The organism is Salipiger bermudensis, assembly GCF_020171625.1.
Lineage (GTDB): Bacteria > Pseudomonadota > Alphaproteobacteria > Rhodobacterales > Rhodobacteraceae > Salipiger > Salipiger bermudensis_B.
Genome location: NZ_JAIUZY010000005.1, coordinates 352,897 through 375,087 on the forward strand (window position 1 = coordinate 352,897; position 22,191 = coordinate 375,087).

At 66.7% G+C, this 22,191-nt stretch carries 25 protein-coding genes; 17 read left to right on the forward strand and 8 right to left on the reverse strand.

What is annotated here, in order from left to right:
- Positions 1 to 79 precede the first annotated feature (79 nt).
- Complete coding sequence (locus tag LCM15_RS11090; RefSeq protein WP_007795677.1) at positions 80 to 1,300, reverse strand: argininosuccinate synthase; 1,221 nt, start codon at positions 1,298 to 1,300, stop codon at positions 80 to 82.
- A 130-nt stretch (positions 1,301 to 1,430) separates the two neighbouring features.
- Here LCM15_RS11090 and LCM15_RS11095 point away from each other — a divergent pair, with 130 nt between their 5' ends.
- Both LCM15_RS11095 and ilvA read left to right on the forward strand, forming a co-directional pair.
- The gene (locus LCM15_RS11095; RefSeq protein WP_224856331.1) at positions 1,431 to 2,171 is read left to right on the forward strand and encodes a hypothetical protein; all 741 of its coding nucleotides are present in this window, start codon (positions 1,431 to 1,433) and stop codon (positions 2,169 to 2,171) included.
- Positions 2,172 to 2,208: 37 nt separating this feature from the next.
- Entirely contained in the window at positions 2,209 to 3,435 is a 1,227-nt protein-coding gene (ilvA, locus tag LCM15_RS11100) for a threonine ammonia-lyase IlvA (RefSeq protein WP_224856674.1), read from the forward strand.
- A gap of 70 nt (positions 3,436 to 3,505) precedes the next feature.
- Here the strand turns inward: ilvA and LCM15_RS11105 are convergent, their stop codons facing one another.
- The gene (locus tag LCM15_RS11105; RefSeq protein ID WP_224856332.1) at positions 3,506 to 3,841 is read right to left on the reverse strand and encodes an Hpt domain-containing protein; all 336 of its coding nucleotides are present in this window, start codon (positions 3,839 to 3,841) and stop codon (positions 3,506 to 3,508) included.
- Between the two features lie 140 nt (positions 3,842 to 3,981).
- Between LCM15_RS11105 and LCM15_RS11110 the strand changes: the two genes are divergently transcribed.
- The gene (locus LCM15_RS11110) at positions 3,982 to 5,229 is read left to right on the forward strand and encodes a PP2C family protein-serine/threonine phosphatase (protein WP_224856333.1); all 1,248 of its coding nucleotides are present in this window, start codon (positions 3,982 to 3,984) and stop codon (positions 5,227 to 5,229) included.
- Between the two features lie 7 nt (positions 5,230 to 5,236).
- On the opposite strand, the gene LCM15_RS11115 is transcribed toward LCM15_RS11110, so the two are convergent.
- The gene (locus LCM15_RS11115; RefSeq protein ID WP_224856334.1) at positions 5,237 to 5,674 is read right to left on the reverse strand and encodes an NUDIX hydrolase; all 438 of its coding nucleotides are present in this window, start codon (positions 5,672 to 5,674) and stop codon (positions 5,237 to 5,239) included.
- A 77-nt stretch (positions 5,675 to 5,751) separates the two neighbouring features.
- Between LCM15_RS11115 and LCM15_RS11120 the strand changes: the two genes are divergently transcribed.
- The 8 genes from LCM15_RS11120 (at position 5,752) to LCM15_RS11155 (ending at position 14,702) form a co-directional block, all read left to right on the forward strand.
- Positions 5,752 to 6,735 carry an Hsp33 family molecular chaperone HslO gene (locus tag LCM15_RS11120; protein ID WP_224856335.1) on the forward strand — a complete coding sequence of 328 codons (984 nt, stop codon included), beginning with the start codon at positions 5,752 to 5,754 and terminating at the stop codon, positions 6,733 to 6,735.
- Positions 6,732 to 7,337: a CoA pyrophosphatase gene (locus tag LCM15_RS11125; protein WP_224856336.1), complete on the forward strand. Its 606-nt coding sequence runs from the start codon at positions 6,732 to 6,734 to the stop codon at positions 7,335 to 7,337. Before LCM15_RS11120 ends, LCM15_RS11125 begins: the two co-directional genes overlap by 4 nt.
- Positions 7,334 to 8,482, forward strand: a complete 1,149-nt coding sequence (locus LCM15_RS11130; protein ID WP_224856337.1) for a CCA tRNA nucleotidyltransferase — start codon at positions 7,334 to 7,336, stop codon at positions 8,480 to 8,482. Before LCM15_RS11125 ends, LCM15_RS11130 begins: the two co-directional genes overlap by 4 nt.
- Before the next feature lie 10 nt (positions 8,483 to 8,492).
- Entirely contained in the window at positions 8,493 to 9,077 is a 585-nt protein-coding gene (locus LCM15_RS11135; RefSeq protein WP_224856338.1) for a LysE family translocator, read from the forward strand.
- Positions 9,078 to 9,119: 42 nt separating this feature from the next.
- Positions 9,120 to 10,964: an ABC transporter ATP-binding protein gene (locus LCM15_RS11140; protein WP_224856339.1), complete on the forward strand. Its 1,845-nt coding sequence runs from the start codon at positions 9,120 to 9,122 to the stop codon at positions 10,962 to 10,964.
- Complete coding sequence (locus tag LCM15_RS11145) at positions 10,961 to 12,808, forward strand: ABC transporter ATP-binding protein (protein ID WP_224856340.1); 1,848 nt, start codon at positions 10,961 to 10,963, stop codon at positions 12,806 to 12,808. Before LCM15_RS11140 ends, LCM15_RS11145 begins: the two co-directional genes overlap by 4 nt.
- A gap of 40 nt (positions 12,809 to 12,848) precedes the next feature.
- The gene (locus LCM15_RS11150; RefSeq protein WP_224856342.1) at positions 12,849 to 14,072 is read left to right on the forward strand and encodes a class I SAM-dependent RNA methyltransferase; all 1,224 of its coding nucleotides are present in this window, start codon (positions 12,849 to 12,851) and stop codon (positions 14,070 to 14,072) included.
- A gap of 99 nt (positions 14,073 to 14,171) precedes the next feature.
- A complete protein-coding gene (locus LCM15_RS11155) occupies positions 14,172 to 14,702 on the forward strand; it encodes a L,D-transpeptidase family protein (RefSeq protein WP_224856343.1) in 531 nt (176 codons plus the stop codon).
- 21 nt (positions 14,703 to 14,723) lie between these two features.
- Here LCM15_RS11155 and LCM15_RS11160 read toward each other — a convergent pair whose 3' ends face one another.
- Complete coding sequence (locus LCM15_RS11160; RefSeq protein ID WP_224856345.1) at positions 14,724 to 15,290, reverse strand: CAP domain-containing protein; 567 nt, start codon at positions 15,288 to 15,290, stop codon at positions 14,724 to 14,726.
- A 205-nt stretch (positions 15,291 to 15,495) separates the two neighbouring features.
- Here LCM15_RS11160 and LCM15_RS11165 point away from each other — a divergent pair, with 205 nt between their 5' ends.
- Positions 15,496 to 16,083, forward strand: a complete 588-nt coding sequence (locus LCM15_RS11165) for a L,D-transpeptidase (RefSeq protein WP_224856347.1) — start codon at positions 15,496 to 15,498, stop codon at positions 16,081 to 16,083.
- Positions 16,084 to 16,225: 142 nt separating this feature from the next.
- Complete coding sequence (locus LCM15_RS11170) at positions 16,226 to 16,420, forward strand: ferrochelatase (RefSeq protein ID WP_224856349.1); 195 nt, start codon at positions 16,226 to 16,228, stop codon at positions 16,418 to 16,420.
- Between the two features lie 91 nt (positions 16,421 to 16,511).
- On the opposite strand, the gene hemH is transcribed toward LCM15_RS11170, so the two are convergent.
- The gene (gene hemH, locus LCM15_RS11175; protein ID WP_224856351.1) at positions 16,512 to 17,573 is read right to left on the reverse strand and encodes a ferrochelatase; all 1,062 of its coding nucleotides are present in this window, start codon (positions 17,571 to 17,573) and stop codon (positions 16,512 to 16,514) included.
- Positions 17,574 to 17,632: 59 nt separating this feature from the next.
- Positions 17,633 to 18,454 (reverse strand): methyltransferase domain-containing protein, encoded by an 822-nt coding sequence (locus tag LCM15_RS11180; protein WP_224856353.1) that lies wholly within the window; start codon positions 18,452 to 18,454, stop codon positions 17,633 to 17,635.
- Positions 18,455 to 18,471: 17 nt separating this feature from the next.
- Between LCM15_RS11180 and LCM15_RS11185 the strand changes: the two genes are divergently transcribed.
- The 3 genes from LCM15_RS11185 (at position 18,472) to LCM15_RS11195 (ending at position 20,038) form a co-directional block, all read left to right on the forward strand.
- Positions 18,472 to 19,197, forward strand: coding sequence for a ComF family protein (locus tag LCM15_RS11185; RefSeq protein WP_224856355.1), 726 nt, complete (start codon positions 18,472 to 18,474; stop codon positions 19,195 to 19,197).
- Positions 19,198 to 19,235: 38 nt separating this feature from the next.
- A complete protein-coding gene (gene grxC / locus LCM15_RS11190) occupies positions 19,236 to 19,493 on the forward strand; it encodes a glutaredoxin 3 (protein ID WP_224856357.1) in 258 nt (85 codons plus the stop codon).
- A gap of 104 nt (positions 19,494 to 19,597) precedes the next feature.
- Complete coding sequence (locus LCM15_RS11195) at positions 19,598 to 20,038, forward strand: MarR family winged helix-turn-helix transcriptional regulator (protein ID WP_224856359.1); 441 nt, start codon at positions 19,598 to 19,600, stop codon at positions 20,036 to 20,038.
- Between the two features lie 12 nt (positions 20,039 to 20,050).
- Here LCM15_RS11195 and LCM15_RS11200 read toward each other — a convergent pair whose 3' ends face one another.
- Positions 20,051 to 20,353 carry a YciI family protein gene (locus LCM15_RS11200; RefSeq protein ID WP_224856361.1) on the reverse strand — a complete coding sequence of 101 codons (303 nt, stop codon included), beginning with the start codon at positions 20,351 to 20,353 and terminating at the stop codon, positions 20,051 to 20,053.
- Complete coding sequence (gene ubiG, locus LCM15_RS11205) at positions 20,344 to 21,096, reverse strand: bifunctional 2-polyprenyl-6-hydroxyphenol methylase/3-demethylubiquinol 3-O-methyltransferase UbiG (protein ID WP_224856363.1); 753 nt, start codon at positions 21,094 to 21,096, stop codon at positions 20,344 to 20,346. Before ubiG ends, LCM15_RS11200 begins: the two co-directional genes overlap by 10 nt.
- Positions 21,097 to 21,148: 52 nt before the next feature.
- Here ubiG and pip point away from each other — a divergent pair, with 52 nt between their 5' ends.
- Positions 21,149 to 22,147 (forward strand): prolyl aminopeptidase, encoded by a 999-nt coding sequence (pip, locus tag LCM15_RS11210; RefSeq protein ID WP_224856365.1) that lies wholly within the window; start codon positions 21,149 to 21,151, stop codon positions 22,145 to 22,147.
- The last annotated feature ends 44 nt before the right edge of the window (positions 22,148 to 22,191 follow it).

The following is a 22,191-nucleotide window of genomic DNA, read 5'->3' on the forward strand; positions in this document are numbered from 1 at the left end:
CCTGTCTTCTTCTGGCAAAAAATATCCCCGCCGGAGGCATGTCCGGCGGGGCAATCTTTTCAGGCGTCTGAGGCCTGGCTCAGCCTTTGAAGCGGCGGTCGCGCGCCGCCAGCAGTTTCAGGCGCAGCGCGTTGAGCTGGATGAAGCCCTTGGCGTCTTCCTGGTTGTAGGCGCCGGCGTCGTCCTCGAAGGTCACGTGGGCCTCCGAATAGAGCGAGTGCTCGGACCAGCGCGCCACGGTGCGGGCCACGCCCTTGTAGAGCTTGAGACGCACGGTGCCGGTCACGTGCTCCTGGCTCTTGTCGATCAGCGCCTGCAGCATCTCGCGCTCGGGCGAGAACCAGAAGCCGTTGTAGATCAGCTCGGCATAGCGCGGCATGATCGAGTCCTTGAGGTGGCCGGAGCCGGAATCGAGGGTGATCTGCTCGATGCCGCGATGCGCCTCGAGAAGCACGGTGCCGCCCGGGGTCTCGTAGATGCCGCGCGACTTCATGCCGACGAAGCGGTTCTCGACGAGATCGAGAACGCCGATGCCGTGCTTGCCGCCAAGCTCGTTGAGCCGGGTCAGGATCGTGGCCGGCGACATCGCCTCGCCGTTGATCGACACCGCGTCGCCCTTCTCGAAGCCGATTTCGATGAACTCGGGCTCATCGGGCGCCTGCTCGACCGGCACGGTGCGCTGCAGCACGTAATCGGGCGCCTCGTCGGCCGGGTTTTCGAGTACCTTGCCCTCGGAGGAGGTGTGCAGCAGGTTGGCATCGACCGAGAAAGGCGCCTCGCCGCGCTTGTCCTTGGCGATCGGGATTTGGTTCTTCTCGGCGAAGTCGATCAGCCGGGTGCGCGAGGTGAGATCCCACAGACGCCACGGCGCGATCACCTTGATGTCGGGGTTCAGGGCGTAGCAGGCCAGCTCGAAGCGCACCTGGTCGTTGCCCTTGCCGGTGGCACCGTGGGCCACCGCGTCGGCGCCCTCGGCGGCGGCGATCTCGACCAGCCGCTTGGAGATCAGCGGCCGCGCGATCGAGGTGCCCAGCAGGTAGAGACCCTCGTACAGCGCGTTAGCCCGGAACATCGGGAACACGAAGTCGCGCACGAACTCCTCTCGGAGATCCTCGATATAGACCTCGGACACGCCCAGCATCTCGGCTTTCTTGCGGGCCGGTTCGAGCTCTTCTCCCTGGCCGAGATCGGCGGTGAAGGTGACGACCTCACAGCCATACTCCGTCTGGAGCCATTTCAGGATGATCGAGGTGTCGAGGCCACCGGAATAGGCCAGGACGACTTTCTTGGGCGCGGACATCTGGGTTTTCCTCACGTGCAAACTGCAGCGCGAGTTACCGCCTTTTCGACGCAGGGGCAAGGATCGGGCGTTGACGCCCCCCCGGGCTGTGCTAGCCCTGCCGGGAGGCGGCGAAAAGATGGGCAGGGTGATGGGCTGGAAGATCTTCATGCATTCGGTGCGGATGGTGCTGGACAACCTCGGTCCGGCGGTGCGCATCTCGGCGGTGCTCTACCTGCTGCAGGCGGTGTCGCAGATCGTGACCTTCATGATGCCGCAGGCCGATCCCATGGGCGCCGATCCCACCGCGGCGCCGGCGGCGGTCGGAGAATTGCTCTTCCTGATGATCCTTGCACTGGTGGCGAGCCTGTGGATCGCCGTCGGCTGGCACCGCTTCGTGCTGACCGGGGAAACACCGCGCGGCTGGCTGCCGGCGTGGCACGGCTCCGAGATTCTGAGCTATCTCGGCCGGTCCATCGTCATCGGCCTGCTCATCGGGCTTGGCATCGCGGTGATCGGCGGGCTGGCGATGGGCGTGGCGATGTCGGCCCCCGGGCTGGTCGGGCTCGTGGCCTTCGGGCTGGTGGGGCTGGCCAGCTACGTCTTCTTCCGCATCGGGCTGATCCTGCCGGCGGCAGCACTTGGCGAAAAGATGAGCCTTGGCGAATCGTGGCAGGCCACCGGCAAGGACGACAAGGCGATCCTCGTGCTGGCGCTGCTCGTCATGGCGGGACAGTTCCTTATCAGCGTGCCGGCGATGATCGACGGCAACAGCAGCTCGGTGATCAGCCTGATCTACTCCATCGTCGTCAACTGGTTCGCGACGATGATCGGCATTTCGGTGCTCACCTCGCTTTACGGGTATTTTGTCGAGGGGCGGTCGCTCGACTAGGCTTGCCTTGTCGGGAACGATGCGCCAACTCTCGGCCATGGACAGCTTTCAAGACAAGGCTCGCGCCGCCGCACTGGCGATGCGCGAGGTCTTCCCCGAGACACCGCTTCTGCGCAACGCCCATCTCAGCGAGCGTTTCGGCGCCGATGTCTGGCTCAAGCGCGAGGATCTGAGCCCGGTGCGCAGCTACAAGCTGCGCGGCGCCTTCAACGCCATGCGCAAGCGGCCCGAGGCCGAGCTCTTCGTTGCGGCCAGCGCCGGCAACCACGCGCAGGGCGTGGCCTTCATGTGCCGCCAGTTCGGCAAGAAGGGCGTGATCTTCATGCCGGTGACGACCCCGGACCAGAAGATCCAGAAGACCCGGATGTTCGGCGGAGACGCGGTCGAGCTGGTGATGACCGGCGATTACTTCGACGACACGCTCGCCGCCGCGCAGGCCTTCTGCGCCGAGAAGGGCGGGCATTTCCTGTCGCCCTTCGACGACGAGGACGTGATCGAGGGACAGGCCAGCGTCGCGGTCGAGACCGAGGGCCAGCTTGGCCGGGTGCCGGATCACGTGGTGATCCCGGTGGGCGGCGGCGGCCTTGGCTCGGGGGTGCTGAGCTATTTCGGTAATGACTGCCAGTACACCTTCGTCGAGCCGCGGGGCGGCGCCTGCCTGCAGGCGGCGCTGCGGGCGGGCCACCCGGTGCCGCTTGAGCGGGTCGACAACTTCGCCGATGGCGCCGCCGTGGCCAAGATCGGTGAGAAGACCTTTGCGCGGCTCCAGGGCGTGGGGCTGGCCAACACGCTGACCATCAGCGAGGACCGGCTCTGCACCACCATGCTCGAGATGCTCAATGTCGAGGGCGTGGTGCTCGAGCCTGCGGGCGCGCTGGCGGTGGATGCGCTCAAGGATCTGGGCCAGTCGATCCGCGGCCGTACCGTGGTCTGCGTGACCTCTGGCGGCAATTTCGATTTCGAGCGTCTGCCGGAGGTCAAGGAGCGGGCGCAGCGCTATTCGGGGGTGAAGAAGTACTTCATCCTGAGGCTGCCGCAGCGGCCGGGGGCGCTGAAGGACTTCCTTGGCTTCCTCGGGCCCGAGGACGATATCGCGCGGTTCGAGTACCTGAAGAAATCGGCGCGCAATTTCGGCTCGGTGCTGATCGGGATCGAGACGTCCGACCCGGTGCATTTCGACGAGCTGTTCCGCAAGCTCGACTCGCATGGCTACACCTATCGCGACATCACCGATGACGAGGTGCTGGCGCAGTTCCTGATCTAAGCGGCCTCCGGGCCATTTCGGCCCGGTTGCAAGGCCACCTGCCGTACCCTCCGCAGACGCGCGGCGGCGCTCAGGCGGCGATCTGGTTCGGCAGCTCGCGCAGGAAGGCTTCGCGGCTCTGCTCGTACACCCCGGCGATGCGGGCCACGTCGATCCCGGCGGTCTGGCCCGCGCGCGCGGCGTCTTCGTACGTGTCACAGAGCGCCGCGAAGGCCGAGAATCCCAGATTGAGCGCAGAGCCGCGCAACGAATGCAGCGCCGCTTCGGCCTCTGGCGGGCTGTGCAGACATACAGGCAGGCCGGCAAGGGTGGCCTCGACCTCCTGCAGGAAGAGCGGGATCACCTCGTCGAAATCCGTCACTCCGATTTCATCGCGGAGTTCCGCGACGCGCGTCCAGTCGATCATACGTCACCTCCTGAACCCGGGATAACGGCAGGGAGTGAAGAAACCCTTTCGCAGCGCGGGTCCGGACATCGGACCATTTGAAACGAAGCGTTAGGGTCGATCCGCTAGACAGCGGCAACCTGCCCGAGCGAGGACCGCGCTTGCATCCGGATCGCACCGACATTCCCGACCCGAGCTCCTCGGGTGCCACGCTGCGGCGCATCCTGCTGGTCGACGACAGCGTCGTGCAGCTCAAGATCCTCGCCGCGATGATGCGGCACTGGGGCTTCGAGGTGTGGCAGGCGGAAAGCGGCGCCGAGGCGCTGGCGCTCTGCGAGAAGACAGCCTTCGACGCGGTTCTGTCGGACTGGATGATGCCGGGGATGGACGGGCTCGAGCTCTGCCGCCGGTTCCGCAAGCTGCCGCGCGACGATTACGGCTATTTCATCCTGCTGACCTCGAAGAACGAGCGCGGCGCCATCGTGCGCGGACTCGATGCCGGGGCGGACGACTTCCTGACCAAACCGGTCAGCTCGGACGAGCTGCGCGCCCGGATCAATGCCGGCGCGCGGCTGCTGGCGACCCAGCGCCAGCTGGCCGAGACGCTGACCAAGCTGCGCCGGGCCTATGATGCCATCGACCGCGACCTGCGACAGGCGCGCACCATCCAGGAGGCGCTGGTGCCGCGCCGGTTCCAGCGCTTCCGCACCGCCAGCGTCAGCCTGCTTCTGAAACCCTGCGGCCATGTGGGGGGCGATCTTGTGGGGATGTTCAGCCCCGATTCCACGGGCGTCGGGGTGTACTGCATCGATGTGTCGGGCCACGGCATCACCTCGGCGATGATGACGGCGCGGGTGGCGGGCTATCTCGGCGGGGATTTCCCGGATCAGAACATCGCACTCGAACGGCGGCGCGACAGACAGATGAGCTTCTGCCCGCCCAGGGTGGTGGCGATGCGTCTGAACCAGCGGCTCTCGGCGGATCCCGGGGTGCTCGAATACCTCACGATGGCCTATTTGACGCTCGAGCAGGGCTCGGGGCTGGTCACGCTGGTGCGTGCCGGCCACCCGCCGCCGCTGCTGATCCGTGCCGATGGCAGCATGGAGTATGTCGGCGTGGGCAGTCTGCCGGTCGGGCTGCTGCCCGATGCCTGCTACGAGGAAACGCGCCTGTCTCTGGCGCCCGGGGACCGCATCCTGCTTTATTCCGACGGCATGACCGAGGCGCGGCTGAGCGGTGGTGGAATGCTCACCGATCACGGTCTGATCGAACTGGTACGCGCCTGCCTCGCAGCGCGGGGGACCGAGTTTCTCGACGATCTCTATTGGCGGTTGAGCCGGCTCACGCCGCCGGGACACCCGCTCGAGGATGATGTCTCGGCGGCGCTGGTGGAATACGACGGGCCTTGAAAGGGGCCTAAAGCGCGAAGCGCCGCACGAAATCGCAATCCCCGGGATTGCCGAGGAGGTCTGCCGCCAGATCGGGCGCCACGAAATGCGCGCTGTGGCCCGGCTCGCTCGGGGGGCCGAGCGGGCGCACCGGATGCGCCATGTATATGATGCACAGCTTCTCGGCCCAGAGATCGTAGTCCGGCATGTAGGTGAAGCGCCGGAAGGCGCCGAGGCGGCGCGGCCAGGCGATGCGCCAGCCGGTCTCTTCCATCACCTCGCGATGCAGCGCCTCGGTCGGCGATTCGCCGGGATCGATGCCGCCGCCGGGAAGCTGGAATTCGGGCCAGGGGTCGGTCTGGTGAGTGAGCAGCAGCGCTCCGTCGCGGGGCAGGATCGCATAAGCCCCCGGACGCAGTGTATATTGCCGCCCGGATTCGGGCGGCTGGCCATAGCGTGCGATCATTGGAGGCCCCCTTGGTTCCTGCCTTGTCCTGCCTATATGGTGCCGGTATGCCAACGCCCGGCAAATAAGGAAACCCCATGACCATCGGCAGCAAACTTGCCTGGGACGACACCGTCCTTCCGTTTCAGCTTGACCTCTCCGACATCCGGGGCCGTGTCGCGCGGCTTGACGGCGTGCTCAACGGCATCCTGAGCCAGCACGACTACCCGGCGCCGGTCGAGGCGCTGGTGGCAGAGATGGCGCTGCTCACGGCCCTGATCGGACAGACGGTGAAGCTGCGCTGGAAGCTCTCGCTTCAGGTCCAGACCCGCGGCGCGCTCCGGATGATCGCCACCGATTACTTCGCCCCCGCCAAGGAGGGCGAGCCCGCCCGTATTCGGGCCTATGCCAGCTACGACCCCGAGAAGGTCTCCGACGCGCCCGCGTTCGAGCAGCTCGAGGACGGCTATTTCGCGATCCTGATCGACCAGGGCAAGGGCACCACACCCTACCAGGGCATCACGCCGCTCGCCGGGGGATCTCTGGCGGCCTGCGCCGAGGCCTATTTCGCCCAGTCCGAGCAGCTTCCGACACGGTTTGCGCTGAATTACGGTCGCGCCCTGCGGGCCGATGGGACGGGCGAGTGGCGCGCCGGTGGCATGATGATCCAGACCATGCCCAAGGCCTCGCCCTTTGCCCAGAGCGGCGAGGGCGGCTCGGGCGAGAACGGCCTGCTGCGCGCCGAGGACCTGGTCGATGGTGACGAGGAAGAGAACTGGCGCCGGGTGAACTTCCACGTCGACACCGTCGACGAGCTGGAGCTGATCGGCCCGGACCTGCCGCCGACCGACCTGCTTGTGCGCCTGTTCCACGAGGAGCAACCGCGGGTGTTCGACGCGCAGCCGGTGCGCTTCGGCTGCACCTGTTCGGAAGACCGGGTGCGCCAGTCGCTGTCGATCTACTCGGCCAACGACATCGAGAAGATGACCACCGATGACGGCATCGTCACCGCCGATTGCCAGTTCTGCGGCGCGCATTACGAACTCGATCCCGAAAGCGTGGGGTTCGAGGCGAAGAAGTGAGCCGGACGGAGGATCAGATCGCGGCCCTGCGCCGGGCGGTGACGGGGGAGCACACCCCGTCATCGGATTTCGATCTGAACCCCGAGACCGTGCTGCCCCCCGATCGCAAGCTGCGGCCAGCCGGTGTGCTGGCCGCGTTCCTGCCCGGCAGGGACGGGCTCGAGCTGCTGCTGACCAAGCGGTCGTCGCGGCTCAAGCATCATCCCGGGCAGATCGCCTTTCCCGGTGGCAAGGTCGATCCCGTCGATGACGGTCCGGTCGACGCCGCCCTGCGCGAGGCGCATGAAGAGGTCGGCCTGCCGCGCCAGATGGTCGAGCTCGTGGGCACCATGGCCCCGCACGAGACGGTGACCGGGTTCCTCGCCACGCCCGTGGTGGGCCTTGTCCGGGACGCGTTCGTTCCCGTAGCCGAGCCCGGCGAGGTCGCCGAGATCTTCCGCGTGCCCTTTGATCACGTCACCGATCCGGCGCGCTACAGCATCCAGTGGCGGCGCTGGCGTGGGCAGCGGCGCTACTACTACACCGCACCGTTCGGGCCCTATTACATCTGGGGGGCCACCGCGCGGATGCTGCGCGTTCTGGCCGGACGGATCTCGTCGTGACTCAGGTCGGGGGGGAGTGGCTCAGCCGCGCGTCGACGCAGGCGGTTCTGGCGATGCTCGAGCAGGCCGGCAACGCGGCCTTCGCGGTGGGCGGCTGCGTGCGCAACGCGCTTCTGGGCGCGCCGGTGGCCGATGTGGACATCGCCACCGATGCCCGCCCCGACACGGTTGTCGCGCTCGCCAAGGCCGCCGGGCTGAAGCCGGTGCCGACGGGGATCGACCATGGCACGGTGACCGTTGTCGCTGACGGCATCGGCTACGAGGTCACCACCTTCCGCGCCGATGTCGAGACCGATGGCCGGCGCGCCGTGGTCCGCTTTTCCGACACCATCGACGAGGATGCGGCGCGGCGCGACTTCACCATGAACGCGCTTTATGCCGATGCGCGCGGCGCGATGCGCGACCCGCTCAACGGCCTGCCGGATCTTCAGGCCCGCCGGGTGCGCTTCATCCGCGACGCCGGGGATCGCATCCGCGAGGATTACCTCCGCATCCTGCGCTTCTTCCGATTTCACGCGTGGTACGGCGACCCGGAGGCCGGTGTCGATGAAGACGCGCTGGCGGGCATCGCCGCCAACCTCGACGGGCTTGCCGCGCTCTCTGCCGAGCGGATCGGGCACGAGATCACGCGCCTGCTCTCGGCCCCGGATCCCGCACCGTCGGTGGCGGTGATGGAGCAGGTCGGTGTTCTGGCACGGGTGCTGCCCGGTGCCACGTCGCGGATGCTGGTGCCGCTGGTGGCGCTCGAGGAACGCGCGGCGCTGCCGCCCGAGCCGATGCGCAGGCTCGCGGTGATGGGCTTTTTTGACGCCCGCAGCCTGCGGCTCTCGAAGGCGCGGCAGAAGCATCTCGACGCGTATCAGAGCCTGATCTCCGACAGCGCAGGCTATGCCGAGATCGCCTATCGCCACGGCGCGGCGATGGCGCGCGGCGTGGCGGCCTTGCGCTCTGCGAGCCTCGGCCAGCCGTTGCCCCACGATCTCGGGACGCAGATCGCCGCCGGGGCAGGGGCCAAGCTGCCGATCCGGGCGCAAGACCTGATGCCTGCCTTCGAGGGACCGGCGCTGGGCGATGAGCTGCGCGCGCGAGAGCGGCGCTGGATCGAGTCGGGCTTCACCCTGACCAAGGCCGACCTTCTGAAGTGATCCCCTGACCATGACCATCGACCCGCTCTACGGCTTCGTCTTCTTCGGCCTGTTCTCGCCCGGCCCCAACGTGATCCTGCTCACCGCCTCGGGCGCGCGCTTCGGCGTCCGCCGCACGCTGCCGCATCTCTTCGGCGTGGTGCTCGGCGTGGGGATCACCGCCGGGCTGACCGGGCTGGGCATCGCGGCGCTGCTGCAACGCGCGCCGGTGCTGGAACTGGTGCTGAAGATCGCCGCCAGTTGCTGGATGCTCTACATGGCGTGGGGGCTGTGGCACTCGGACCGGCGCAAGGGCAAGGCCGAGCGGGACCGCCCGATGACCCTGATCGAGGCGGTGCTGTTCCAGTGGGTGAACCCCAAGGTCTGGGCGGTGGCGCTGGCCGCGGCCTCGGCCTATCCCGGCACCGCGGGGCCGTGGTGGGAGGCGGTGCGGCTCGGCACCGCGTTCTCGGGTCTCAATCTGGTCTGCTGCCTGTTCTGGACCAGCGCCGGTGCGCTGCTCACCTACCTGCTCACAACGCCCGCCGCGTGGCGGATCTTCACCCGCGTCATGGCGGTCGCGCTGGCCGGGTTTTCCGTCATGGTCTTCCTGTAGGGAATCGGGGAGACTGCGCCCGCACGCGACAGGATTCCCAACATGTTCCGTTTCTTCGAAAATCTCGTAGATCCCTACGTGGCTTATACCCCGACGGACCGGCCGCCGACCAAGCTGCTGCCGTTCCTGATGGACTACGCCAAGCCGTTCCGAAAGCTGTTCATCTGGGCCACGATCCTCTCGGTCGCGGTGGCCTCGGTCGAGATCGGGCTGATCTGGGCAATGGGCTGGGTGGTGGACATCCTCTCCGGCGATCCGGCGCAGGTCTGGGAGGCGCATGGCACGACGCTGATCCTGATCGGCCTGTTCATCCTGTTGCTGCGCCCGCTGATCCAGGCGCTCGACGTGCTGGTGCTCAACAACGCCATCATGCCGAGCTTCGGCATCCTGATCCGCTGGCGGGCCCATGCGCAGGTGCTGCGCCAGTCGATCGGCTGGTTCGAGAACGACTTCGCCGGGCGTATCGCGAACCGCATCATGCAGACCCCGCCCGCCGCCGGCGAGGCGGTGTTCCAGGTCTTCGACGCGATCACCTTCTCGCTGGCCTACGTGCTCGGCGCGGCGGTGCTGCTGGCCGATGCCGACCCGCGCCTTCTGCTGCCGCTGGTGCTGTGGTTTGCCGGTTACGCGGTGCTGATGCGCTGGACGATCCGCAGGGTCGGGCCGGCCTCCAAGGCCGCCTCGGATGCGCGCAGCCTCGTCAACGGGCGCGTGGTGGATGCCTATACCAACATCCACTCCGTCAAGATGTTCGCGCAGGACCGGCAGGAGCTCGACTACGCCAAGGAGGCGATCGACGTCGCGCGCGAGACGTTCCAGAAGGAGATGCGGCTCTACACCATCATGGATCTGGCGCTCGTGATGCTCAACGGCCTGCTGATCGTCGGTGTCGTGGGCTGGGGCTTCCTGCTCTGGATGCAGGGCGCGGCGAGTGTCGGGATCGTGGCGGCGGCGACGGCGCTGACGCTTCGGCTCAACGCCATGACCGGCTGGATCATGTGGGCGCTGACCACCTTCTTCCGCCAGCTCGGCGTGGTGGCCGAGGGGATGGAGACCATCGCCCAGCCGATCAGCCTCGTCGACGGGCCGGAGGCCCGGCCGCTGACCCTCAGCAAGGGCGAGATCCGGCTCGATCACCTGACCCACCATTACGGGCGCGGCAGTGGCGGGCTCGAGGACATCTCGCTGACCATCGCGCCGGGTGAGAAGATCGGGCTGGTGGGACGCTCGGGGGCCGGCAAATCGACCCTCGTGAAGCTGCTTCTGCGCTTCTACGACGCCGAGAAGGGCGCCATCCTGATCGACGGTCAGAACGTCTCGGAGGTGCAGCAGGACAGCCTGCGCCGCGCCATCGGCATGGTGCAGCAGGACAGCGCGCTGCTGCACCGCTCGGTGCGCGACAACCTGCTCTATGGCCGCCCCGACGCCACCGAGGACCAGATCATCGCCGCGGCCAAGCAGGCGCAGGCGCACGAGTTCATCCTGACCCTGCAGGACCCGCAGGGCCGCACCGGCTATGACGCCCATGTGGGCGAGCGCGGCGTGAAGCTGTCCGGCGGGCAGCGGCAGCGGGTGGCGCTGGCGCGGGTGATCCTCAAGGATGCGCCGATCCTGCTGCTCGACGAAGCCACCTCGGCGCTCGACAGCGAGGTCGAGGCGGCGATTCAGGACACGCTCTACGGCATGATGGAGGGCAAGACGGTGATCGCCATCGCGCACCGGCTGTCGACCATCGCGCAGATGGATCGCATCCTCGTGCTCGATGGCGGGCGGATCGTGGAGGAAGGCAGCCACGACGCGCTTTTGCAGCGTCAGGGGCTATATGCGCAGTTCTGGGCCCGCCAATCCGGTGGCTTTATCGATCCAGACACGGAGGCGGCTGAATGAGCCTGTCCGACATCATCGACCCGTTTTCCCGCGCCGAGACGCCGCCGCCCCAGACCCTGGGGCGTTTCATCGGCTGGGCGCTGCGTGGCGCGTGGCCGGTGCTGATCCCGGCGGCGCTGCTCTCGGCCACCGGTGGTGCTTTCGAGGTGCTGACCGCGAAGCTGCTGGGCGACGTGATCGACCGCACGCTAGACAGTTCGGCCAGCACGGTCTTTGCCGACCACTGGCCCTTCCTGCTGTTCTGCGCGGTGTTCTTCATCGTTATCCGACCCGTGATCGCGGGGCTGTCGGCCTTCGTGCAGTCGGTGGTGATGCAGCCCAACGTGTTCAACCTCATCCTGAGCCGGGTGCACCGCTATACGCTGGGCCATTCCGTCACCTTCTTCGACAACGATTTCGCCGGGCGCATCTCGCAGAAGGAGATGCAGACCGCGCGGGCGCTGAACGACGTGATCTCGGAAGTGGTGCAGGCGATCCTCTTCGCGCTGGCCTCGGTGGCGGGCTCGATCCTGCTGGTCGGCTCGATCGACTGGCGCATCGGAATCGCGCTGGTCGGCTGGGTCGTGGCCTACGGCTTCCTGCTGCGCTTCTTCATGCCGCGCATCCGCACCCGCTCCAAGGCGCGGGCCGCGGCGCGGGCGATGGTGACCGGACAACTCGTCGACACGGTGACCAACATCAAGACCGTGAAGCTCTTTGCCCATGACGAGTTCGAGGACCGCGCCGCGCTGGATGCGATGTCGACCTATCGCGACCGTTTCATCGCCTTCGGCCACGTCTCCTCGGCGTTCCGACTCTGCCTGATGGCGCTGGCGGGCACGCTGCCGGTGCTGCTGATCGGCGGCGCGCTGCTGTTCTGGTCGCAGGGCTTTGTCACCGCGGGCGACATCGCCGCGACCGGCGCGGTGGCGATCCGTCTCAGCCAGATGACCGGCTGGGTGAGCTTCACCCTGATGGGGATCTTCGCCAATATCGGCGAGATCGAGGACGGCATCCGTACGATCACGCCCGCGCACACGCTGCTCGACGTGCCCGGCGCCAAGCCGCTTGCGGTTAACGAGGGCCGGATCGAGTTCCGCGAGGTGGGCTTTGCCTATGGTCGCGAGGGCGGCGGCGGCATCGAGCATATCGCGCTGGATATCCGTCCCGGCGAAAAGGTCGGCGTGGTCGGGGCCTCGGGCGCGGGCAAGTCGACCATGGTGGCGCTGCTTCTGCGGCTCTACGATGCCGAGCAGGGCGGCATCTATATCGACGGGCAGAACATCTCGGAGGTCACGCAGGACAGCCTGCGCCGGCAGATCGGCATGGTCACGCAGGAGACCGCGATGTTCAACCGCTCGGCGGTGGACAACATCCGCTATGGCCGGCCCGATGCCAGCATGGACGAGGTCATCGCCGCCGCCCAGAAGGCCGAGGCGCACGAGTTCATCCTCTCCCTGCGCGATCACATGGGGCGCGAGGGCTATGAGGCGCATCTGGGCGAGCGCGGCGTCAAGCTTTCGGGCGGGCAGCGCCAGCGCATCGCGCTGGCCCGCGCGATCCTGAAGGACGCGCCGATCCTCGTGCTTGACGAGGCGACCTCGGCGCTCGACAGCGAGGTCGAGGCCAGTATCCAGGAGGCGCTCGAGCGGGTGATGGAGGGCAAGACCGTGCTCGCCATCGCGCACCGCCTTTCGACCCTGTCCGAGATGGACCGCATCATCGTGCTCGACCGCGGGCATATTGCCGAAGCGGGCACCCACGAGGCGCTGCTGGCGAAGCGCGGACTTTACGCGCGCTACTGGGATCGCCAGTCCGGCGGTTTCGTGAATGCCGAGGACGATGCCGGCGAGGCCGCCGAGTGAGGCTTGCCTCGGCCCCCCGGATCGGGGCATGAGGCTCGGCATGGAACAGGTTACGATCGAACGGCTCGGGCATCAGGGGGACGGCATTGCGCCGGGCCCCGTTTTCGTGCCCGGCACGCTCCCCGGCGAGGTTGTCGAGGGCGAGATAGAAAAGGGCGTCATGGCGGCGCCGCGAATCCTCACGCCCTCGGATCAGCGGGTGAAGGCGCCGTGCCGCCATGCGAAAAGCTGCGGCGGCTGCCAGTTGCAACACGCGCATGACGCGTTCGTCGCCGACTGGAAGGTCGGCGTGGTGCGCCACGCGCTCTCGGCCCATGCGCTCGAGGCGCCGTTCCGCCCCATCGCGACCTCGTCGCCGCAGAGCCGTCGCCGCGCCGCGTTTTCGGCCCGGCGCACCAAGAAGGGCGCTCTGGCCGGGTTCCACATGAAGGGCTCGGACGTGATCGTGTCGGTGCCCGATTGCCTGCTGGTCGATCCCAAGCTGGCCGCGGCGCTGCCGCTGGTCGAGTCGCTGGCGGTGCTGGGCTCGAGCCGCAAGGGCGAGCTGTCGGTGTTGGTGACGAAAAGCCTCGATGGGCTCGACGTGGCGGTGAGCGGCGGCAAGCCGCTCGATGCGCAGCTGCAGTCCGACCTTGCCGATCTGGCGCGTGAGCACGACGTTGCCCGCGTCGCGTGGGGCGACGAGGTGGCGCTGACGCGCCGCCCGCCGACCCAGCGCATGGGCCGCGCCGACGTGGTGCCGCCGCCCGGCGCCTTCCTGCAGGCCACGCCCGAGGGCGAGGCGGCGCTGCTCGCCGGTGTGTGCGAGGCGGTGAAGGGCGCGCGCCACGTGGTCGACCTGTTCGCCGGGTGCGGCACCTTCGCGCTGCCTCTGGCGGAGGACATGCGCGTGCACGCGGTTGAGGGCGACAAGGGCATGACCGCGGCGCTCGACAAGGGCTGGCGCATGGCCGAGGGCCTCAAGCACGTGACCCACGAAGTGCGCGACCTGTTCCGCAACCCGCTCCTGCCCGAAGACCTCGAGCGATTCGATGCCGCGGTGATCGATCCGCCGCGCGCCGGCGCCGAGGCGCAGGTCGCCGAGCTGGCCCGCACCGGCATTCCGCGCATCGCCTTCGTGTCGTGCAACCCGGTGACCTTCGCCCGCGACGCCGCCACGCTGGATGCGGCGGGCTACGTTATGGACTGGCTTCAGGTGGTCGACCAGTTCCGCTGGTCCACCCACGTCGAACTGGTTGCGAGTTTTCGCCACGCTGAGGCCTGACATGTGAGCGCACGCATCTCGCAGCTATGCCGAAGGCGATTTTTGCGCTATAGCTGTGGCCGCAAGAATAATGCCAAAGGCAAATGAGCGAGCGGATAAATGCGGGTATTCAGGCTAGTTTTCCTGATCGTTATGGCGATCGGGCTCGCTGCGTGCAGCAGCAGTAAATTCCGGACCTACAACGGTCCCGAGGTGACTCATGTGGTGGTCAAGAAGAGCCAGCGCAGGATGTACCTCCTTCACCATGACCGGGTGCTGAAAAGCTACGACATCGGGCTGGGCTTCCAGCCCGAGGGTCACAAGCAGTTCGAAGGCGATGGCAAGACGCCGGAGGGGCTGTATTTCATCGACCGGCGCAACCCGGACTCGAACTTCCACCTGAGTCTCGGGATTTCCTATCCCAACCCCAACGACCGTGCCTTCGCGCACGCGGTGGGCAAGAGCCCGGGCGGGGACATCTTCATCCATGGCGGGCCGCCTAAGGATCGCAAGCGGCTTGGCGGTGGCGACTGGATGACCAAGGGCAACTCCGTCGACTGGACATGGGGCTGCATCGCCGTGAGCGACGAGCAGATCGAACATATCTATGCGATGGTGAAGACCGGGACGCCGATCACCATTACCAGGTGATCGGCAGGGATCGTCAGGCGATCAGAAGCCGTTGCTGGCCACTTCGACCCCGCCCGGGGTCGAAGACATGCCCGGCGCGCCGGTGACCATGGTCCACCAGATCTTGCCGTTGTTCTCCTGGTGCCAGGCAAAGCCCATGTCGCGCGCGCTGGCATCGAGGATCACGTTGCGCGTCGCCGGCTCTTCCATCCAGGCGGCGAGGGTCTCGAGCTCGGTCTCGTAGGTTTCCGAGATGTTCTCGCCCACGAGCCGGCCGGAATAGCCCACGCGCTGCACCCGGTCGATCGGCGAGGAGCCGTCGGAGCCGAAATGCCACGGCCGGTTCTGCACCGCCATGTCGCGCGAGTGGGTCGCGGCGGCGGCGTTGAGCTTCGGGTCGAGCTGCAGCGGCGGAGCGCCGGCCGCCTGGCGCAGGGCATTGACCGAATCGAGCATGCTGTACTCGATCTTTCCCTCGGATCCCGCCGGGATCTGATACATGCGCGGCAGCGGCTTTCCGTCCGGGCCGATGGTGGGTTGAGTGATGGTCGGGCCGCAGGACGCGACCAACAACGCTGTGGCAACACTTAGAAACGCGCGTCTGTGCATGTTTTCTGCCTGAAATTGTTGTTCGTGATCCCGACCGCAATACCTTTCGGTGCGTCCCTAATCAAACGCACAACGCCGTGATAACGCCGTTCTGGCCCTCTTGGCGGGGCGAGTGAGGCTTTACGGCACTAGCGGGGACACGGTATCATAGTCGTTAATGCCCCGTATGGGGCTTTTCGTTTTGCAAGACGAGGACATTGGGAAAATGCCACAGAATGGTTTTGGCCGCCGGGCGTTTCTGGCCGGCAGCGCAGCAATGATCGCGTCCCCGGCCCTGGCCCAGGATGTGAACACCGGCACCACCGAGATCGAGCGCAATATCTCGACCGCGACGCGCCGCAATATCTCGAGCTTTCGGACGCTGGACTGGCAGCCGTATTTCTCGAACCTGAACAATGGCGCGATCCTGGTCGATATCACCTCGCGGGCGCTGCACTTCTGGGAAGCGAACGGAACCTACCATCTCTATCCCTGCTCGGTGCCGCTGACCGAGGACCTGACCCGTCGTGGCCGCACCCGGATCACGCTGAAGGACCCCCAGCCCGACTGGCGCCCGACCCCGTCGATGAAGAAGCGCAACCCGGAATGGCCTGACTATGTCGGACCCGGCCCGGACAACCCGCTTGGCACCCGCGCCATGCACCTGAGCTGGACCTACTACCGCATCCACGGCACCCATGACACGCGCAAGATCGGTCGGCGGTCGTCGAATGGCTGCATCGGACTGTATAACGAGCATGTCGAAGCGCTTTACCAGATGGCGACGGTCGGCACCCAAGTGTTGCTTATTTGACGCCTGAAAATGCAGCAGGCGAGTCTGTCAAGAGCTTAATATTGCAATTTTTTGAAATCGCTGCTTAGACGGAAAGACGAGGTAAGACTTGGGTGCTTGTCGTGCAATTATTCGCGCGGCAGGCGAATAACTGGAGAAAAACATGAAAAAGATCGCTCTCGCAGCAGTGCTCGCAGCCACCGCATCGACCGCAATGGCCGGCTCCTACGCCAAGGACGACGTGGTCATGGAACCCGTTGTTGTCGTGGAAGAAGCTCAGCAAAGCTCGTCCTCCGCTGGCATCCTGATCCCGCTGATCCTGATCGCAGTGGTGGCAGCGGCCGTTTCGGCTGACTGATCGCTTCCAGCGAACGAACAAGGAAAAGGCGGTGCCAATGGCGCCGCCTTTTTCTTTTGCCTGAAAGATCTGCCGCGACAGGTGCGGCGGCTCAGGAGAGCCAGCCGCCGAGGTTTTCCTCGATCACCGCCGACAGCGCATCCACATGCGCCGGGTTATCGTTGAGGCAGGGAATATAGGTGAATTGCTCGCCGCCGGCGTGCTCGAAGGATTCCTTGATCTCTTCGTTGATCTCTTCCAGCGTCTCGATGCAATCGGCCGAGAAGGCCGGCGCAATCACCGCGATCTTCTTCTTGCCCTGCCGGGCAAGCTCGGCCACGTGGTCGACGGTGTAGGGCTGCAGCCATTCCTCTGGGCCAAAGACCGACTGGAAAGTGGTGGTGATCCGGGTGTCGTCCCAGCCCAGCCGCTCGCGCAGCAGGCGCGTCGTCTTCTGGCACTGGCAGTGATAGGGGTCGCCCTGCATCAGGTAGCGCTTGGGCATCCCGTGATAGCTCACCACGAGGATGTCGGGCTTGTCCTCGACCGCGGCATAGCCGCGCTCGACCGACTGGGCCAGCGCCTCGATATACTGCGGATGCTCGAAATAGGGGTCGACCACCCGCGCGGTGGGCTGCCAGGTTTCCTCCATCAGGGCGCGGAAGAACTGGTCGTTCGCGGTGGCCGACGTCGCCCCGGCATATTGCGGATAAAGCGGGAAGAACAGGATCTTGCGGCAGCCCGCCGCGGCCATCGCCTCGACCTTGGATTTGGTCGAGGGGTTGCCGTAGCGCATGCAGAAATCGACCATCACCTGATCGCCGTAGCGCGCCTGCATCTTCGCGGCGATGGCGGCGGTCTGCTTCTTGGTGATCGTCATCAGGGGGCTCTCGTTGAGCTCCTCGTTCCAGATCGACTTGTAGTTGGCGCCCGAGCTGAACGGCCGCTTGCCGAGGATCACGGTCTGCAGCAGCGGCTGCCATTTCCACGACGGGTAGTCGATCACCCGCTTGTCCGAGAGGAATTCGTTCAGGTAGCGCCGCATCGGCCAGTAGGAGTAGTGGTCCGGCGTGCCGAGATTCGCGAGCAGTATGCCTACCTTTGGGGCAGCGACCTTGGGATGGTCTGCCGGGGCGTGCGCCGGGCGCTGGGCTGTATCGGTGGCGTCGAGCATGGTCCTGTCCTGAGTCTGTCCCTGATAACTTCGCTTAGGTATCGCACGTCTGGAATGATTCAATCTTCCAGAGGCGTTTCCCTTGTATTCAATGCGTCGGAGAGACGATGCGCCGCAGAGCCCGGCCGCAGCGGCTTTTGCTGGCTCGCGTCCGGGGCCCAGCCGGTGAGGGCGACGATCTCGAAACTGGCTGGCACGCGGCCCTCGGCATCGCCGAAGCTCTCGGTATAGAGCGCCGCGGCGCGCAGCATCACCGCGCGGCGCGTGGGGCGCCGCAGCCGGCCCGTGAGCGCGTTGGTCTCTCCCATGGCGCGCAGGTCGCGCATCAGGTGCAGCGCCGAGGCGTAGCTGGCGCTGAGGGTGAAGCTGTCCGCCACCGGCAGCGCCAGCCCGGCGCGTTGCAGCAGCCCGCCGAGGTCGCGGATCTCTCCCATCGGCGCGACCCGGGGCGACAGCCCGCCGGTGACCTCGATCTCGGCCTGCCCGAGGGCTGCGCGCAGTTCGTGCAGGGTCTGGCCGCCGAAGCACAGCGCCAGAAGCAGCCCGTCGGGCTTCAGCGCCCGGCGCGCCTGCACCAGCTGCCCCACCGGATCGTTGGCCCAGTGCAACGCCATTGCGTGCACCACGAGATCATGCGCGCCTTCCTCGAGATCGAGCACCTCGTCGTCCGGCAGCAGCTTCAGCCCCGGCAGCATCCCCTCCCAGACCTGCGGGACGGGCGTCACCACGGCGGGCGACGTAAAGCTCCTGTTAACCACGAGCAGACGATCCTGCACCTCCTCGCGGGCGGCCTCGTGCAGGAACAGGGCCGGATCGCCGGCCGCGCGGGCGCGGTGACGGGCAAGGGCGGTGCGGTCGGTGAGGGGGGCTGGGCTGGGCATGCAGAGTAGGTAGACCGATGCGAGACACCATGCAAACGCTGCTGCGGATGTTCTATCCGCCACGCTGCCTGATCTGCGGCGGGCTGGTGGAGAGCGATTTCGGCCTCTGCGCGGCGTGCTGGCGCGACACGCCGTTCCTGTCCGGCCTTGTCTGCGCCAGCTGCGGCGTGCCGCTGCCCGGTGTGTCGGACCGGGCAGAGCATTGCGACGCCTGCCTCGCCTCGCCGCCCCCCTGGCGGGAGGGCGCGGCGGCGCTGGCCTATCGCGACAGGGGCCGCACGCTGGTTCTGATGCTGAAACACGGAGACCGCCACGACATCGCCGCCGCGGCGGCTGTCTGGATGGCGACCCGCGCGCGGCCATTGACGGGGGCAGGCACGCTCGTGGTGCCGATACCGCTGCACCTGCGCCGCCACCTGCGGCGGCGTTTCAACCAGTCGGCGCTGCTGGCGCAGGGCGTGGCAGAGGCGCTGGACCTCGAGTGGTGCCCCGACGCCCTGCGCCGCCACCGACACACCCCGGTGCTCGACGGTCGTGGGCGGGAGGAGCGGTTCCGCACGCTTTCGGACGCGATCGCCGCCGACCCGAAGCGCGGCGGGCTGTTGCGCGATCGCCCGGTGCTTCTGGTCGACGACGTGATGACCTCCGGGGCGACGCTCTCGGCGGCGACCGAGGCCTGTCTGGAGGCCGGCGCAGCCGATGTTTGCGTCTGCACACTGGCGCGGGTGGTCAAGGACACCTAGATCAGACCTAAATTCCAGTGCAACCGGAAGGACCAGACATGCCAGCGATCGAGATCTACACCACCCCCATCTGCGGCTTCTGTCACGCCGCGAAGCGTCTGCTGACCCAGAAGAACGCCGCGTTCACCGAGATCGACGTGATGCAGGAACCCAAGCGTCGCGCCGAGATGACACAGCGCGCCAATGGCGGCCGCACGGTGCCGCAGATCTTCATCGGCGAGACCCATGTGGGCGGCTGCGATGAGCTCTACGCACTCGAGCGCGCGGGCAAGCTCGACGCGCTTCTGGCGGGCTGAGCCTGTGTCGCGGCGGCGACACTCTCTATTGACCTCCGGTGGCCCGGGGGTCAGAAGTACCGGACCCCGCCCATGACCCACTGTTCAGATCTCATCGTACCGGAATGACCGAGTCCCAGAACGCGCTTGCCATCTCGCTGTTCAGCGAGCTTCTGATGGCCGATCAGCTGCTTCGCAACCGGCTGACGCGGGTGCTTCCGAACAAGATGGAGATCTCGCACTTCTCGGTGCTGAACCACCTCGCGCGGGTGCAGGAAGAGCGCACGCCGGCGCAGCTGGCGCGCAGCTTTCACGTCACCCGTGGGGCGATGACCAACACGCTGACCAAGCTCGAGATTGCCGGCTACGTGCACATCCGTCCCGACTGGGACGATGCCCGGCGCAAGATGGTCGCGATCAGCCCGGCGGGCCAGCGCGCCCGCGAGGCGGCGCTGGCGGCGATGGCGCCGGTGATTGCCGAGATGGTGGGAGAGCTTGGGGCCGAGAAGGTGCGCGCCGCGCTGCCGGTCCTGCGCGAGCTGCGCCTCAAGCTTGAGGCGGACTAGGCCGGCGCCGGCTCAGGCGAGGGCCGGATGCCGGTTCGAGGCGGCGAATTCGGTGATCTGCACCTTCACGACACCTTCGGTCACGAACGGATCCTCGGCCATCAGCGCCTCGACGGCGGCAAGCGACCTGCCGATGGCGATGACGATGCCGCCGGTGCGCGGGTTTTTCGGCCCCGAGCACAGGAAATGCCCGTCCGCATAGCCCTGCTTGACGAAGGCCATGTGCGGCTCGAGCACCGGCTCGATCTGCTCGAAGGGCACGATATAGTCGATATCGACCACGAAGAGCGTGTGCCCCTCGGGGATCACGCCCATGCCGCCGCCTCCGGCTTGATCGCCGCCGTCACGTAGTTCACCGACAGGTCGCGGTCCGAGATCTTCCAGGTCCAGCTGACCGGGTTGAACACGTAGCCCTTGCGGTCCACCGGTTCGAGTCCCGCCTGCCGCAGCAGATCGAACAGCTCGTCGGGCGTGATGAACTTCGACCATTCATGCGTGCCCTTGGGCAGCCAGCGCATCACCCATTCCGCGCCGACAATGGCCATCGCGAAGCTCTTGGGATTGCGGTTGATGGTCGAGCAAAGATGCAGCCCGCTGGGCTTCAGCAGCGCCTGACAGGCCTTGAGGTAGGCCAGCGGGCTGGCCACGTGCTCGACCACTTCCATGTTGATCACCACGTCGAAAAGCTCGTTCTCCGCGGCCAGCGCCTCGGCGGTGGTGTGACGGTAGTCGATCTCGAGCTCCGACTGCTCGGCATGAAGACGTGCGACGGGAATGTTGCGCTCGGCGGCGTCGACGCCCACGACCTCGGCCCCGAGCCGCGCCATCGGCTCGCAGAGCAGCCCTCCGCCGCAGCCGATATCGACGATGCGCAGCCCCTCGAACGGCTTCGCCGCAGAGAGGTCGCGGTCATACTCGCCCGCGATCTGCCGGGTGATGTAGTCGAGCCGCACCGGGTTCATCATGTGCAGCGGTTTGAACTTGCCGTTCGGGTCCCACCACTCGGCGGCCATGGCCTCGAATTTCGCGATTTCGCTCGGGTCGACGGTTTCGGTCATCGGTCGTTTTTCCCCATGGTCTTTTGGGTGTCGCTGTTAATATAGATGGAACATGGACAAATACCCGGGCCCAAAGCGCGCAGTGCAGTATCTCTACCCGTCCATCGACCCCTTCGATCAACGCATGATCGACATGGGGGACGGACACAAGATCTATGTCGAACAATGCGGAAATCCACGCGGCATTCCGGTGATCGTGCTGCATGGCGGCCCGGGCGGGGGCTGCTCGCCGGGGATGCGACGCTACTTCGATCCGCGCGTGTTCCGGGTCGTGCTGTTCGACCAGCGCGGCTGCGGTCGCTCGCGGCCCCACGCCAGCGTCACCGACAACACCACGTGGCACCTCGTCTCCGATATCGAGCGCATCCGCGAGACCCTCGGGATCGAGCGGTTCATCGTGTTCGGCGGCAGCTGGGGCGCGACGCTGGCGCTGATCTACGGCATCAGCCACCCCGAGCGGGTGCGCAATCTCGTGCTGCGCGGCGTGTTCATGATGACCCGCACCGAGCTTGACTGGTTCTATGGCGGTGGCGCCGGCCAGTTCTGGCCCGAGCCGTGGGCGCGCTTCTCCGAGCTGATCCCGGAAGACGAGCGCGGCGACCTGATCGGCGCCTATCACCGGCGGCTGTTCTCGGGCGACATCCGCGAAGAGACCCGCTTTGCCAGGGCCTGGTCGAGCTGGGAGAACGCGCTGGCCTCGGTCTATTCCAACGGCTCGGGTGGCGATGCGCCCGGCGATTACGCCCGCGCCTTCGCGCGGCTCGAGAACCACTATTTCGTCAACGAGGGCTTCCTCGAGGAAGATGGCTGGATCCTCAACAATGTCGACCGGCTGCACGGCATCCCCGGCGTCATCGTGCAGGGCCGCTATGACATGATCTGCCCGCCCAGACGTGCCTGGGAGCTGGCGCAGGCCTGGCCCGACGCCGATCTGCGGATGATCCGCAACGCCGGCCATGCGCTGTCCGAGCCGGGGATCAGTGCCGAACTTGTGCGCGTGATGGACCAGATTGCCGAGCAAGAGGGTTTACAGGACAGCGCCGGGGTTTAATCTCGGCCAGCCGCAGGCGAGACTGCAGGGACTCGCCGTTGCAA

Coding starts and splice junctions, on each gene's coding strand:
- LCM15_RS11105 (WP_224856332.1), bottom strand. CDS start 3,841: ATGATCGACTGGACGCGCGTCGCGGAACTCCGCGATGAAATCGGAGTG.
- ilvA (WP_224856674.1), top strand. CDS start 2,209: ATGGACAGCTTTCAAGACAAGGCTCGCGCCGCCGCACTGGCGATGCGC.
- pip (WP_224856365.1), top strand. CDS start 21,149: ATGGACAAATACCCGGGCCCAAAGCGCGCAGTGCAGTATCTCTACCCG.
- LCM15_RS11200 (WP_224856361.1), bottom strand. CDS start 20,353: ATGGGCGTGATCCCCGAGGGGCACACGCTCTTCGTGGTCGATATCGAC.
- LCM15_RS11140 (WP_224856339.1), top strand. CDS start 9,120: ATGTTCCGTTTCTTCGAAAATCTCGTAGATCCCTACGTGGCTTATACC.
- LCM15_RS11135 (WP_224856338.1), top strand. CDS start 8,493: ATGACCATCGACCCGCTCTACGGCTTCGTCTTCTTCGGCCTGTTCTCG.
- LCM15_RS11145 (WP_224856340.1), top strand. CDS start 10,961: ATGAGCCTGTCCGACATCATCGACCCGTTTTCCCGCGCCGAGACGCCG.
- LCM15_RS11095 (WP_224856331.1), top strand. CDS start 1,431: ATGGGCTGGAAGATCTTCATGCATTCGGTGCGGATGGTGCTGGACAAC.
- LCM15_RS11170 (WP_224856349.1), top strand. CDS start 16,226: ATGAAAAAGATCGCTCTCGCAGCAGTGCTCGCAGCCACCGCATCGACC.
- LCM15_RS11090 (WP_007795677.1), bottom strand. CDS start 1,300: ATGTCCGCGCCCAAGAAAGTCGTCCTGGCCTATTCCGGTGGCCTCGAC.
- LCM15_RS11115 (WP_224856334.1), bottom strand. CDS start 5,674: ATGATCGCACGCTATGGCCAGCCGCCCGAATCCGGGCGGCAATATACA.
- LCM15_RS11150 (WP_224856342.1), top strand. CDS start 12,849: ATGGAACAGGTTACGATCGAACGGCTCGGGCATCAGGGGGACGGCATT.
- LCM15_RS11180 (WP_224856353.1), bottom strand. CDS start 18,454: ATGCCCAGCCCAGCCCCCCTCACCGACCGCACCGCCCTTGCCCGTCAC.
- hemH (WP_224856351.1), bottom strand. CDS start 17,573: ATGCTCGACGCCACCGATACAGCCCAGCGCCCGGCGCACGCCCCGGCA.
- LCM15_RS11155 (WP_224856343.1), top strand. CDS start 14,172: ATGCGGGTATTCAGGCTAGTTTTCCTGATCGTTATGGCGATCGGGCTC.
- LCM15_RS11160 (WP_224856345.1), bottom strand. CDS start 15,290: ATGCACAGACGCGCGTTTCTAAGTGTTGCCACAGCGTTGTTGGTCGCG.
- ubiG (WP_224856363.1), bottom strand. CDS start 21,096: ATGACCGAAACCGTCGACCCGAGCGAAATCGCGAAATTCGAGGCCATG.
- LCM15_RS11165 (WP_224856347.1), top strand. CDS start 15,496: ATGCCACAGAATGGTTTTGGCCGCCGGGCGTTTCTGGCCGGCAGCGCA.
- LCM15_RS11120 (WP_224856335.1), top strand. CDS start 5,752: ATGACCATCGGCAGCAAACTTGCCTGGGACGACACCGTCCTTCCGTTT.
- LCM15_RS11195 (WP_224856359.1), top strand. CDS start 19,598: ATGACCGAGTCCCAGAACGCGCTTGCCATCTCGCTGTTCAGCGAGCTT.
- grxC (WP_224856357.1), top strand. CDS start 19,236: ATGCCAGCGATCGAGATCTACACCACCCCCATCTGCGGCTTCTGTCAC.
- LCM15_RS11185 (WP_224856355.1), top strand. CDS start 18,472: ATGCGAGACACCATGCAAACGCTGCTGCGGATGTTCTATCCGCCACGC.